Raw genomic sequence first — 13,613 nt, 5'->3', positions numbered from 1 at the left:
AGATTGGTATCGTCAATTACAAAAACTATATTTTTTCAAAAATTTTAAATTTAAATAATGAATACTACTCCTTGAATCAATTATTATTTAAAAATGTTTTAATCATCTCTTCTACTTCTTGTTGATAATTTGAATCTTTCAATGGATCAACCCAATTAACTGGTAGTTGGTGCTTAAAATACGTTAACTGACGCTTGGCATATTTTCTTGACGCTTGCTTTAATTTATCTACACACTCATCTAAGCTCTTTTCACCTAAAAAGTATGGAAAGAATTCTTTATAACCGATTGCTTGAATTACTTGATGCTCTTTTTTTCGATTATCAAAAATAAACTTAGCTTCATCTAAAATCCCTAAGTTCATCATCTTATCGACTCTTTGATTGATTCTTTGATAAACCAGCTCTCGATCGCTGTTTAATCCAATAATTAAAGCATCATAACGTGGAAGAATTTGTTTTTGCTGCTGGCTGAAAAGCTTGCCGGTTCGATCAATTACCGTCAAAGCCCGCAGCGTTCTACGACTATTATTTGGTTCAATCTTGCTAGCAGCTTCCGGATCTTCTTTATTTAATACGTCCCATAATTTTTGAGGTCCATTTTGACTTAGATATTTCTCCCATTTGGGATCAACACTTGTTTTATATTCTCCTGGTTCACCAAGCTGCATCTTATTAATCAAAGCATTAATATAAAAGCCCGTTCCCCCAACAATAAAAGGGATTTTATCGTCTACAGTAATTTGATCGATTGCTTTATTTGCTTGGGCTACAAAGTCTTTAACTGAATATTCATCAAAAACTGACTTTTCATTTACCAGATAATGCTTAACTCTTATTAATTCTGACTTAGTCGGCTTGGCGGTTCCGACACTGACTTCTTGATAAATCTGCATAGAATCACCAGAGACGATTTCTCCATTCATTTTTTCAGCTAGATTTAAGGCTAAATCAGTCTTACCAATTCCAGTAGGTCCGACAATTACTATTATTTTTTTCATATTTAATTCCTTCATCAAAACTCACATCTATTTTATCAGATCAGGTTTTTCTACGAAAAATATATCTTTAGACACTCTTATTTTCTTTATTTCAGCAAGGTTTACTGATAAAATTTAAATAACAGATAATACAAGGAGGCTTTATTATGGCAAAAAGATTTGGTGCAGGTGTTGTTACCGGTGTTGTAGCAACTGTAGGTGCTTTAGCTGCAGGCTTATTTACTTACAAGAAAAAAGTTGTAGAGCCAGAAGAAAAAGAAGCTAACAGAATCGAAGAAAATCGTATAAAAGCTAATCGTAAGAGCTTTTCAGCTCACCAAGGCTAATCAAAAAACGGCTTAAATGCATTAATGCACCTAAGTCGTTTTTATTTTGACTAATATTTAGAAGATTTAGTCTGGCCTTTCCATTGATCAAAGTCATCTTCAAGCCAATAAACTTTTTTGTAGCCATGTTTTTTCAAGAATCTTGCTGCTCTTAAAGTTAAAACTTGAGAGTCAGAGTATAAATAAACAGGTAAATCTGGTCTAATTTCTTGATATTGGTACTTAAACATCGTCATCGGGATATCTCTAGCACCTAAAATATGACTCTTTTTAAAAGCAGCTTTTTCTCTAACATCGACAATTTGAGCTTTTCTTTTACCTTCTTCAAATTGTGCTTGCGTTAGTTTACCACCAACTCTTTTAGCTTGGATCTTAAGCCATAACCAGTTCAGTCCAAAACTTAAAATAATGATGATTAAAATGACGTTGATAATCCAAAATATATTGTTCATTTTATAGGAAAACTCCTTAATTGTTTTTGTCTATCATCTATCATAATCCATCTTACTTTTTTGCGCTAGCTTCTTTTTGCTCTTCAATTTCATGTTCGTGATGCAAAATTAACTTTGCAGACATATATTCTTTTTCGCTAATTACACCAGCATGATGTAAATTATCTAGCTCAATTCCCATTAATTCAATATCCCATTTTCTTTTTCCTACATAAACTAGAATATTGAACTTTTCCAACATTTGCTGAACATCATATAAGCTTTTCATTAGCGTGTAATCACCATTCCTTGACGCAAACTCCAAACACTATAAAGAATTAAGACTACAGCTGCTAAGACTCGAATTTTTGAATGATACTTAGCCAAATTATCATTACCGATAACAATACTCAAGAAAAAGCCAGCAGCTAGTCCACCAATATGGCCTAAAATATCAATATCTTTCATAAAAAGATCTAAGACTAAATTAATTACAGCCAAAGCTAAGGCTTGTCTTCCCAGACCGTATATTAAGGGGATATTCTTGTTTTTTAAGTATATAGCAATAACTGCACCAAACAATCCAAATAAAGCTGTAGAAGCGCCTGCAGCGATACTAGAATCACTTCCTAAAGCAAAGCTAAGCATATTGCCACCAACGCCAGATAAAAGGTAGATAAATAAAAAGCGCCAAGAACCAATAATTGGTTCAAGATATTGACCAATATAATAAATCATAACTGCGTTAGAAGCTAGATGTAGCCAGCCAATATGTAAAAATTGTGCAGTAAACAAACGCCAAAATTGATCATAAGCTGCAACCATCATATTATTCATTGCACCTAGTTTAATCAAAACTGCTGGATTAGTTGAACCACCAGTAAATGTTTCAACTAAGAATACAATTAATAAAACTATCAAAATTGCAAAAGTCATATAAGGCACAGGCATCGTTGATTTTCTAGTTTGCATGTTTTACCTCCCTTTTACTTAGCTAAGATATATTTTTGAATTGGAACATCAAAGTCATCGATGGACCAAAGTGATGAAGGATATACCTGTTTTTCATTTAATAAGCAAATAGTTTCCCCTGAAAAATTCTTCAAAAATCGATCATAATAACCACCGCCAAATCCTAAGCGGTAATGTTTTTCCATTTCAAAGGCTAATAATGGTACTACTATTAAATCAAGATCATTATCAACTTCAGCATCTTTACTCCAAATTTCACTAGTACCGAATTTTGTTCGAGTCAGCTGATGAACATCTGAGAATTTAGTAAATTCCATTTTGTGTTCAGATAAGCATCTTGGAATATACACACTTTTACCTAGTGCCTTGATTGCATAAATTATCGGCTGTGTATCGACTTCTTCAGGCATTGAAATTGTGATACCAACTTTGTGAGCTCTTTTTAAACAAGTACTATTTAAAAATTTTGTGCAAAGTTTTTGATCTTGAATTGCTTTTTGCTTTGTTAAACTAAAATCCTTTAAAATTTTATGCTGTCTTTTTCGAAATTCAATTTTGTTCATTAAAAAATTCATATACAAAAAAACAACAGGATAACCTGTTGCCTTTAATTACTTAGTTTCGCGGTGAAGTGTTACCTTTCTTTCTACTGGGCAATACTTCTTTAAAGCCAAACGTTCCGGATGCTTACGCTTATTCTTTTCAGATAAATAACTTCTATCGCCACATTCGGTGCATTCAAGGATAATATGTTCTGCCATGTTTTCCACCACCTATTTGTTTTAATATTGACTGTTAAACTATACCATTTTTTCAAGACTTTTGCCAGTCTTTTTCTATTTATTTAATGCAAAGTAGTCTGTAAACATTTGCTTAGCTACCTGCAGAGTGTATGTTCCTTCTAAGTTTGGATCTAATCCAGGGAAGACAACCGCAACTGCAATCTTAGGTTTATTTGCTGGTGCATAACCAATAAAAGTTGCATTAATAACTTCAGGAGCATGGGGGTCACCAGGTTTATCTGGATTATAATAGAAGGTTTCCGCAGTACCAGTTTTACCAGCAATTGCTGGTTTAACTGAATTCAAGAAGTGAGCTGTTCCCCATCCGTTTGTTCCGTGAACTACGCGGTAAAAACCTTGGTGAATCACATCAAGTTGATTTTGGGTCCAAGGAATACGCATTTGTACGGTTGGCTTAGTATTGTATAAGACTGATACCTTATTGCCTTCAGCATTTGTTTTACCGACAGATTGAACAAGATATGGCTTCATACGATATCCACCATTAGCAATCGTTGACACATATTGCACTAATTGAATTGGAGTATAAGCGTCATAGTTTCCGTATGCTAAGTCAAGCACAGACCCCGTTAATAACTGACCTTCCGAGTTAAATGAACGTCCCTTAATTCCAGAAACTTCGCCTGGTAAGTCAACTCCTGTCTTTTGACCTAACCCAAACATAGCAAAGTTTCTTCTCAAAATATCAAATGAATTTTTAGGCATTGAAATAAAAGTATGAGGTTCATATTTGGCTCCTACCCATTTCATCGCTAAGTGCATCATGTAGATATTTGAAGAAACTTCTAGAGCTGTCGGAGCATCTAAAGAGCTAAAAGTACCAATTGGATAAACTGATTTTTTAACTGGAGAGCCTGGTAAATAAATTGGAGTATCGGGCAAGGTGTTATTAGTTGGCGTGATAACATTGTTCATCAAACCACCTGCAACAGTGGCCCCTTTTACAGCTGATCCCATAACAAATGATTGGTTGATTACCCCCAAGGCGTCATCAGTATTTTTGCCAGTTTTAGCATTATGATTAATTCCAGCAACTGCTAAAAGAGCTCCAGTATTTGGATCCATAGCTACTGCGTAAGCTCCGTTTGAATATTTCGTTGCGCCAGCTCCTTGAGCTGAGGCATATACTTTCTTTAATGCATCTTCAACTTCGGATTGATACTTTGAATTAATCGTTAAAATGAGGCTAGCTCCACTTTCGCCTTTATAAACAGTCTTAGTCTGTTGAATGTGATCATTACCTTTTTCAGTAACTTCGGATTGAGATTTTGTTCCCTTTAAAAGAGGTTCATACTTTTCTTCAAGATATGAAGTACCTACTCGATCATTACGTGAATAACCTTGCGTTAAATAGTATTGCAAGTTCTCACTAGGAAGTCCTGCTTTTTCTGAAGATACGGAACCAATGATACTTTGAATTGACTTACCATTTGGATAAGTTCGTGACCAATCTGTTCCAATCCCTACACCAGGAAGCTGTGATAAGTGTTCACCCACATCAGCTAATTCTTTTACTGTTAAATTTTTATTTTTAATGTAAATCGTCGATAAAGTATAAGCACCAGAAATCTTATTAAAGATTAAGGCAGCTGTCTTTTCTCTCTTAGTAAAACTAGGAGCTCTTCTGGCGACTTCTGCTAGTTCATTACGATAAACTGTCGCATTATCCAAGGCATCGCCGTGAGAATTATATTTCTGCGATTTTGGTAAAGCAGCATTTATTTTTTTATTATTAGTATCATTTGCTAGATAATATTCATAAAGCTGCTGTTTGGTAGGTTTTTCATCATTGAGAGAAATATAATGACTCAATTTATTAGAAATAGCGTAAATTTGCTTAGTTGTCGTACTGCTCGATTTGGTATAAGTAATAGCGTTATTAGCTTTATTTCCGACTAAAACACGTCCTTTTGAATCGTACATAACTCCACGTGGTACACTATTAGAAACCACTGTAGAATCTGTTTTTTGGACTTCAGCTTGAAAACGACTACCATATCCCAGTTGTAAATAAACTAATTGGCCAATTAACAACAAGAATAAAACTAAAATGATACCAAGGATGATATTCATTCTAAGTGGTGTCGATGCTGCTATTTTATTTGAATTTTGTTTTTTATTTCGCTTAAAAAATTTCAAATTTAAAACCTCTCTAGACTAGAATAGATTTTAGCAAAAAAGTGCTCTAAATACTATTTTTGTTGACAGAATTTAAGACATTTACATTAATCTTTAAAAATAGGAATCTCACATGCATTTAACTAAAGAAAAAAAGAATGACTATCTATTATACTTTTTAGCCTTTATTATCCCAACGCTTATCTTCTTCATTTATTTTGTTTGTCGAAAAATGAACATTCTAACCGTGGACTTAGGTCAACAATATGTGGATTTTCTCTCATTCTTTAAAAATAACTTATTCAAAAATCCTCTATCCCTAATTTATAACTTCAATCAGGGCTTAGGTGGCAGCTTTATTGCAACAAGCGCATATTATCTGACAAGTCCGCTCAACTTACTTCTTTTTTTAATCCCAAATAATCTTTTACCACAAGGCATTTTAATTATAATCAGTCTCAAATTAGGACTTATTGGCCTTACATCTTATTATTTATGGCAAAAAAGCTTTATCAATGAAAGCAAAATTTATGCATTAGCAGCAAGTCTAGCATTTGCGCTTAGTGGATATACCATTTGTTATAATCTTAACTTAATGTGGCTTGATAGCTTAATTTTATTGCCACTATTAATTGATGCGATAAATAGAATTTTTGGTGATCAAAATAATTTTAAATACCTCTGTCTAATAACCTTCTTATTGTGGTTTACTAATTTTTATACTGGATATATGGCCCTTTTATTTGGCTTTTTATATTTTCTTGGGCAGGTCTTTATCAATCACTTCAAAGCAACGTATCTCAAGACTTATTTTGGTGCAAGCATCTTAGCAACTGCTCTTGACGCCTTTTTACTTCTGTCGACTTTTATTGAATTATTAGCTGGCAAAACCCATTCAAACACGCAATGGAATTTAAATTGGCAGTTAATGCCCTGGAATGTTTTCAATAAGTTTGTGACAGGCAGTTTTAGCTTTCATGAGATGTCTGACGGCTGGCCGAATGTTTACTTTGCCATCAGCTTTCTTTTCCTAACCTTTCTTTATTTCATGAGTAATAAATTCACTCCAAGAGCAAGAATTGCTAATGGACTTTTGCTGATTTTCTTATTTATTTCTCTTTCATTCAATCCGCTGGTTCTAATTTGGCACATGGGACAGTTTCCTGTGTGGTATCCAGCGCGGGCTAGCTTTGCTTTTATATTTTTAGCAATAAATTTAGCTATTAATTTACTAAGCAAACAGACATCCCTCACCAAACTACAACTTATTACTTGTCTTATCTTGGCTATCGTCTTAATCGCTTTCTGGGTGTTGAATTTAAAACATGTAGCATTCTTAAATTCAACTAAAGTAATGATCTCTGCAGCCTTTATTATATGCAGTCTCTTACTATTTATTTTTATAAACAAAAAATACGCTTGTCTGTTTTTCTATACCTTAGTTGGTTTAGAAGTTAGTATCAATCTGGTCCTGAGTTTAGATAGTATTTCTTATCAAAAAAACAGCAATTATGTTAACTATACTCAACGTTTAACCGCTTTGACCAATAAACTCCATAAAGATGATCCTTCTTTTTATCGTATTGAAAAAAATTTTAATCATACTGATAATGATCCATTTAGTGATAACTATTATGGAATAAGCAACTTTAATTCTATTTCAAATGCGAAAGTAATCAATCTGGTTGATAACCTAGGACTTAAAAACAACGATAATTCTTATTCGTATCAATATTCTGATTTACTTACAGATTCTTTATTAGGTATTAAGTATTTTATAGTTTCTAATGACAACTCCAATCCTCAATTCAATGAGAATTATTATCGTAGTGATCTAAGCTATGACTCAATCACTAAAAACAATGCTCCATTTAAAATCCTAAAGAATAAATATACTTTTCCAATTGTCATGGTCTCTAAAAAGCCATCTAATATCCAACTTAATTCCTCAGCATTAGAAAATCAAAACAAATTATTCAATTCCTTAACCGATAATCATACCAGCTTATTTCAACCTGTTTTTTGGCCAGTTGCAAAATTAAAAAATGTTACTCAAACTGGTACAACTTATCACAAAATTAAAGACGATCGTGAAGTTAAAATTATCTTCGATTTTACATGCGAGACTAATAATACTTATTATCTTGAATTAAGTCCTGATCTAACCTCTTCATCAGCAAGTCTTTATATTAATAATCACCTTATTGATACTAGCGATCTTGGAACAACAAGTAAGTTAATTCCTATTGCAAGCAATGATCAACACAAGCTTATCAAAATTATTTTTGATCTATATAACAAGGAAATAAACTTAGGGTCTTGCCACCTGTACCAATTTAACAATCAAGCTTATCAAAAAGCTGCTAAGCATTTTGATAAGCTCCAACCTAAAATTTTTCAAACTTCAGCTTTGTCGCTCAATTTTAATACCAAGAACTCTCAAAAAAGATATGTTCATACTACTATCCCTTACTCAAAGAATTGGCTAGTCTTAGATAATGGACGCTTAATTAAAACAAAGTCATGGTTAAATACCTTTATCAGTTTTAAATTAACTAAAGGCAAGCACAACATTCGATTAGTTTACGTTCCGTTTGAACTTTTAATCGGCTTAGTAATTACGTTAATTTCACTTATAATTTTAATCAAAATTAAAAAGACCTAGTCGCAGTTGCAACTAGGCCTTTTTATTAATTATGCATTAGCATTAGTTTTAACATCATTAATAGTTACATCAAAGGTTCCACCAGGTGTGTTGATCGTAACTTTTTCACCCTTCTTCTTACCAAGCAAAGCTTGAGCAATTGGAGAATCATTAGAAATCTTACCATTAAGTGGATCTGATTCATCTGAACCAACAATAGTGTAACTTTCTGGATCATCAGTACCAACTTCAGTATATGTCACAGTCTTACCAATAGAAACTTCGTTAGGATCAACACTATCAGCATCAATAACTTGTGCATATTTCAACATTTGTTCAATTTGAATAATACGTTGTTCTACTGCACTTTGTTCATCTTTTGCTGCATCATACTCTGAGTTTTCAGATAAATCACCGAATGATCTTGCAACCTTAATACGTTCAATAACTTCTGGACGCTTAACTAACTTTAAATCTTTTAATTCCTTCTGAAGCTTTTCCTTTCCTTCAGCAGTCATAGGATAAACTTTTTCTGCCATAAGTCCTTAATACTCCTCACTTTTTAACTCTTTGCAACAAAAATCTTATTGTTCTTTTTGCAAAATGTCAACACATTACTGTCCCAAACTTGAATTTCTTTGCTCATGTTCATCTAAAGTGTGAGAGAAGTAAACTTTTCCAGTCTTCAAGTTTGCTACAAAGTATAAGTAATTTGCACTTCTATCTTCTGGGTTTAAGACCGCTGATATTGAATTCAACGATGGATTGTTAAATGGTCCTGGCCCAAAACCTTTATGAATATACAAGTTATATGGTGATTTAACTCTAACATCTTTCAAAGATAGAGAATGTTTGTGTTTATTTAATGCATACATTACCGAAATGTCAGATTGAAGTGGCATATCAGCATCTAATCGATTGAAGAATACCCCTGCAATCTTACGTCTATCTGAATCTTTGACACCTTCACGCTCAACTAAAGACGCTAAAGTCAGAACTTCTTGAACTGTTAGATGTTTTTTCTTGATAGCTTTGTAATATGGCTTCAAAATTTCATTTTCTTTCTCCACCATTTGCGTTACTAATTCATTCAAACTAGCGCCTTGATAAACGTCATACTTAGCTGGGAAAAGATATCCTTCTAAATGATAGCGGACATCTTTGCTTTGCATACTTGACGTTAACAACTGCGGATACTTCTTTTCCAATGACTTTAAGAATTTTTCATTCTTCATCAAGGCTAAGAATTGCTTACGAGAATACTTGGTATTTTTAGAAACAGTCGTTGCAATAGAGTCAATTGTTTGACCTTCTTTAACCAAGACATGTCCTGTTATTGGACGGCTGCCTCCTTGCAACTGATTTACTATTTCTTTGTTATTCATCGATGGTGATAAATAGAAATCCCCAGCCTGAAATCCACTAGCGGAATGACTTTTCAGCCACATATTAAAAACTGCGACATTTCGAATCAAACCTTTTTGCTTCAAAAGAGAAGCAATTTCACTATTAGTAGCTCCTTCTGGGACATGAACTTCGACCACATTTTGATCATGACGATTAGCTGGCTGAAGTGCATAAACCGTATAAATACCACCAAATAAGATAACCGCCACAAAAATTATGCCAATAATACTGGCAATCCACCTTGTGACCTTATTAGCACCTTTTTTTTGTAAATCATATTGTCTTTTCTTTTCTGGATCTAACATACTTTCCCCCGAAATTTTAGTCTAAGACAATCTTAATCCAATTAACGGACAGAAACTTTTAAGTTTTCCTTTAAATCACCATTAATTTTATCCATTGCTTTATTAACCACATCATCAGTCAAGGTATCATTTTCATTTAAGAACGTTAATGTGTAAGCAATTGATTTCTTGCCTTTTTCGATATGGCTACCAGAGTAAACGTCGATTACTTTAACATCTTTTAAGTATTTACCGCCAGATTTTTTAATTTGATCTACAACTTGTTGATTACTAATTTCAGTATCCAAAAGCAATGATAAATCACGCATAATAGCAGGATATTTAGGAGCAGACTTAGCTTTCATACCCTTAGTCATCAAAGAAGTAATTAAATCAAGATCTAATTCATAACCATATAATTCGCTACCATGAAGAGATTTTTCAGCCATAGTAATCATATGAGCTAGCATTCCAATCATTCCAACATAGTGACCATCAATATAGATACCCGCTGTTCTAGTTGGGTGCATCCAATCGATTGTTTCAGCCTTGTAAACAATACGCTCGTCATTAATACCGATAGCAGTAAATAGGTTTTCTAATTGCCCTTTTACAAAGTAGAAATCAATCTTTTGGTTTTCATGTTGCCAATTTTCATCAAAAGTATTTCCGCTATACAAAGTTGCCAAATGTTCATGTTCATTGAATGTACCACCATCATGGTCATAAACGCGGCCTTGTTCATAAAAGGCTAATTGCTTTTCTTTACGAGCCATGTTATAGCTTGCAGCATCTACTAATCCAGTCATCAAGTTTTCACGCATCGTACTTCTGCTTGAATTGAGCGGCCATTGAACTTGCACAGTTTCTTTAGGATCCTTAGTAAAGGCTATTGCTTTAGCTGGTGAAGTCAAAGAATAAGAGATAGCTTCCATTAAACCTTGACCTTGAACGATATTTTTAATTCGTCTAATTTTAGTTTCTTTTTCTGAATATCCACCATGAGTTTCAGCAAGTAAAGGTTGAGTTGATTTTAAGTTATCATAACCATAAATTCGCCCAACTTCTTCAACTAAGTCAGCTGGAATTTCTAAATCCCATCTTCTATTAGGAACATTAACAGTTAATTGATCATTTTCAATTTTTGCAGGCAAACTTAAACGATCAAAAATTTTTTCAATTTCTGAATCTGATAATTCAGTTCCTAAAACCTTGTTGATATAAGAAACAGTTGTCTTAATTACAACAGGCTGTTTAGCTTCATCAGTTGCTTTAATTTCTCCAGTAGCCACTGTAGCATTAGCATCATTTCTTAACAAAATTGCAGCCATATCAAGCGCTTTTTGAGTATTATCCCAATTTACACCTTTTTCAAAGCGACTAGAAGCTTCAGTCCTATTGGCATGACGTAAAGCAGATTTTCTAACTAAAGTTCCATCAAAAATGGCAGATTCTAAAATCACATCAGCAGTGTCGTTTTCAACTTCAGAACTCTTTCCACCCATTACTCCAGCCATCATTACTGGCTTTTGACCATCAGTAATTACAATATCGTTAGGATCAAGTTCGACTTCTTTATCATTTAACAAAGTCAGCTTTTCACCTTTATGAGCTTTTCTGACTTCTAACTTGCCACTTTCAAAGCTGCGAGCATCATAAGCATGCATTGGCTGGCCAGTTAATAACATTACATAATTAGTTACATCAACGACGTTATTAATTGGACGAATACCCGCATTCCATAGACGTCTTTGCATCCACATAGGACTTGGACCAATTTTTACGCCTGTAACTTTACGTAAATAGAACTTAGGAGCCAATTTTTTATCAACAGTGACCTCTAATTCATTAGTCCAGTCTTCACCATCTTCTTTTAAAACTGGATTTTCAATCTTAGGTTTTTGATCAACAATTGCACCTACTTCATAAGCTGCACCTTCCATAGATAAGGTATCAGCACGGTTAGGAGTAATGTCAAAATCAAAGATGTAATCGTTCATACCTAATGCATCATAAACATCTTGACCAGGCTTAACATCCGCATCTTCAGGAAAAACCCAAATACCATTGGCATACTTTTCAGGTACAACCTTATCAGCAAAGCCAATTTCTTGTAAGCCACAGATCATACCGTTTGATTCAACGCCGCGAATCTTACCACGTTTGATTTTTTCATTTCCTGCAATTCTTGCACCATGAAGAGCGACAATGACATCTTCGCCAGTGGCTACATTAGGTGCACCACAGACAATTTGAATTGGCTCATCTTGACCAACATCAACTTGACATTTATGTAAGTGAGTACCTTCAATTGATTCGCATTCCAGGATATGACCTACCACTAACTTTTTCAAGCCTGCAGCTGGGTGTTCAACTGATGCAATTTCAACCCCGGTTCTGGTAATTTTTTCTGCTAATTCTTTTGGATCTTCATCTAAATCGATAAAATCTTGTAACCAATTATACGATACGAGCATTAATCTTCCTCCTTACGGAATTGTTTTAAGAAGCGAACATCATTAGTGTAAAAGTCACGAATATCAGATACACCATATTTCAAAATTGCAAAACGGTCTAATCCTAGTCCAAAAGCAAATCCACCATATACATTAGAATCAACACCGGCATTTTCTAAAACATTAGGATGAACCATGCCAGCACCTAAAACTTCAATCCAGCCAGTATACTTACAAATTGGACATCCCTTACCATCACAATTAAAACAAGATACATCCATTTCGACAGATGGTTCAGTAAACGGGAAGTATGATGGTCGTAAGCGAGTTTTACGATCTTGTCCAAACATATGCTTAGCAATCATTTCTAAAGTTCCCTTTAGATCTGACATAGTTACATTTTTATCAACAACTAACCCTTCCATTTGTTGGAATTGATGTGAGTGAGTTGCATCATCATCATCTCGGCGGTATACCTTACCAGGTCCCACCATCTTTAGCGGCCCCTTAGAAAAATCGTGCTTTTCTAAAACACGAGCCTGATCACCAGAAGTTTGAGTTCTTAGTAAATCTTCTTCATCAATATAAAAAGTTGCCTGCATATCACGAGCTGGGTGGTCTTTTGGTAGGTTCATCATTTCAAAACAATAATGGTCAGTTTCAATTTCAGGACCTTGAACTACTTTATATCCCATACCAATAAAGTAACTTTCTAAATCATCCAAAATAACGTTAATAGGATGCTTTGAGCCTAAATGTCCTTTTCTACCAGGTAAAGTTACATCAATCTTTTCTTCAGCTAATTTTTGCTCAATCAAAGCTTGCATGAATTTATTCTTTGCTTCATCAATTTGCTTTTGAAATAGATCTCTAATTTGGTTAACTTCTTGTCCCACCTTTGGACGATCCGCAGGAGAAATATCCTTCATTGAGTGAAGAATTTCAGTTAATTGCCCTTTTTTTCCTACTAATTCGACACGAATTTTATCAAGCATTTTTTGATCTGTTGCTTGATTGATGTCTTGTATTCCTTCTTTTCTTAACTTATCTAACTTTTCAAATAAGTCCATATTTTATCCTTTCCAACAAAAAAAGCTTCGCCCCAAAAGGGACGAAGATTCGCGGTAACAACCTAGTATGAACACAAACTAATACAAAAGTGCGTTTTCACA

At 34.0% G+C, this 13,613-nt stretch carries 13 protein-coding genes; 2 read left to right on the top strand and 11 right to left on the bottom strand.

Annotated features, from left to right (window positions below):
• Positions 1-76: 76 nt before the first annotated feature.
• The gene (miaA, locus tag Q0Y70_RS07430) at positions 77-1,000 is read right to left on the bottom strand and encodes a tRNA (adenosine(37)-N6)-dimethylallyltransferase MiaA (protein WP_297819138.1); all 924 of its coding nucleotides are present in this window, start codon (positions 998-1,000) and stop codon (positions 77-79) included.
• A gap of 146 nt (positions 1,001-1,146) precedes the next feature.
• Between miaA and Q0Y70_RS07425 the strand changes: the two genes are divergently transcribed.
• Positions 1,147-1,326: a DUF3042 family protein gene (locus tag Q0Y70_RS07425; RefSeq protein WP_297819124.1), complete on the top strand. Its 180-nt coding sequence runs from the start codon at positions 1,147-1,149 to the stop codon at positions 1,324-1,326.
• A 50-nt stretch (positions 1,327-1,376) separates the two neighbouring features.
• On the opposite strand, the gene Q0Y70_RS07420 is transcribed toward Q0Y70_RS07425, so the two are convergent.
• The 6 genes from Q0Y70_RS07420 to Q0Y70_RS07395 form a co-directional block, all read right to left on the bottom strand.
• The gene (locus tag Q0Y70_RS07420; protein WP_297819121.1) at positions 1,377-1,778 is read right to left on the bottom strand and encodes a rhodanese-like domain-containing protein; all 402 of its coding nucleotides are present in this window, start codon (positions 1,776-1,778) and stop codon (positions 1,377-1,379) included.
• A 52-nt stretch (positions 1,779-1,830) separates the two neighbouring features.
• Complete coding sequence (locus Q0Y70_RS07415) at positions 1,831-2,046, bottom strand: YqgQ family protein (RefSeq protein ID WP_297819118.1); 216 nt, start codon at positions 2,044-2,046, stop codon at positions 1,831-1,833.
• Entirely contained in the window at positions 2,046-2,729 is a 684-nt protein-coding gene (locus Q0Y70_RS07410) for a rhomboid family intramembrane serine protease (protein WP_297819115.1), read from the bottom strand. Before Q0Y70_RS07410 ends, Q0Y70_RS07415 begins: the two co-directional genes overlap by 1 nt.
• 14 nt (positions 2,730-2,743) lie before the next feature.
• Positions 2,744-3,292: a 5-formyltetrahydrofolate cyclo-ligase gene (locus Q0Y70_RS07405; protein ID WP_297819112.1), complete on the bottom strand. Its 549-nt coding sequence runs from the start codon at positions 3,290-3,292 to the stop codon at positions 2,744-2,746.
• 48 nt (positions 3,293-3,340) lie between these two features.
• Positions 3,341-3,490, bottom strand: a complete 150-nt coding sequence (gene rpmG, locus Q0Y70_RS07400) for a 50S ribosomal protein L33 (RefSeq protein ID WP_003646937.1) — start codon at positions 3,488-3,490, stop codon at positions 3,341-3,343.
• 75 nt (positions 3,491-3,565) lie between these two features.
• The gene (locus Q0Y70_RS07395; protein WP_297819108.1) at positions 3,566-5,671 is read right to left on the bottom strand and encodes a penicillin-binding protein 2; all 2,106 of its coding nucleotides are present in this window, start codon (positions 5,669-5,671) and stop codon (positions 3,566-3,568) included.
• Positions 5,672-5,783: 112 nt separating this feature from the next.
• Here Q0Y70_RS07395 and Q0Y70_RS07390 point away from each other — a divergent pair, with 112 nt between their 5' ends.
• Entirely contained in the window at positions 5,784-8,315 is a 2,532-nt protein-coding gene (locus Q0Y70_RS07390) for a YfhO family protein (protein WP_297819105.1), read from the top strand.
• A 29-nt stretch (positions 8,316-8,344) separates the two neighbouring features.
• On the opposite strand, the gene greA is transcribed toward Q0Y70_RS07390, so the two are convergent.
• The 4 genes from greA to pheS form a co-directional block, all read right to left on the bottom strand.
• Positions 8,345-8,833, bottom strand: coding sequence for a transcription elongation factor GreA (gene greA / locus Q0Y70_RS07385; RefSeq protein ID WP_297819102.1), 489 nt, complete (start codon positions 8,831-8,833; stop codon positions 8,345-8,347).
• Between the two features lie 75 nt (positions 8,834-8,908).
• On the bottom strand, positions 8,909-10,006 hold the full coding sequence (mltG, locus tag Q0Y70_RS07380; protein ID WP_297819100.1) for an endolytic transglycosylase MltG: 1,098 nt from the start codon (positions 10,004-10,006) through the stop codon (positions 8,909-8,911).
• A gap of 41 nt (positions 10,007-10,047) precedes the next feature.
• Positions 10,048-12,462, bottom strand: coding sequence for a phenylalanine--tRNA ligase subunit beta (gene pheT, locus Q0Y70_RS07375; protein ID WP_297819097.1), 2,415 nt, complete (start codon positions 12,460-12,462; stop codon positions 10,048-10,050).
• Positions 12,462-13,511 (bottom strand): phenylalanine--tRNA ligase subunit alpha, encoded by a 1,050-nt coding sequence (pheS, locus tag Q0Y70_RS07370; protein ID WP_297819094.1) that lies wholly within the window; start codon positions 13,509-13,511, stop codon positions 12,462-12,464. Before pheS ends, pheT begins: the two co-directional genes overlap by 1 nt.
• Positions 13,512-13,613 lie beyond the last annotated feature (102 nt).

Source organism: uncultured Lactobacillus sp., from assembly GCF_947367085.1.
GTDB lineage: Bacteria > Bacillota > Bacilli > Lactobacillales > Lactobacillaceae > Lactobacillus.
The sequence above is the reverse complement of the archived record's forward strand: the minus strand, read 5'-3'. Positions and strand labels throughout refer to the sequence as shown.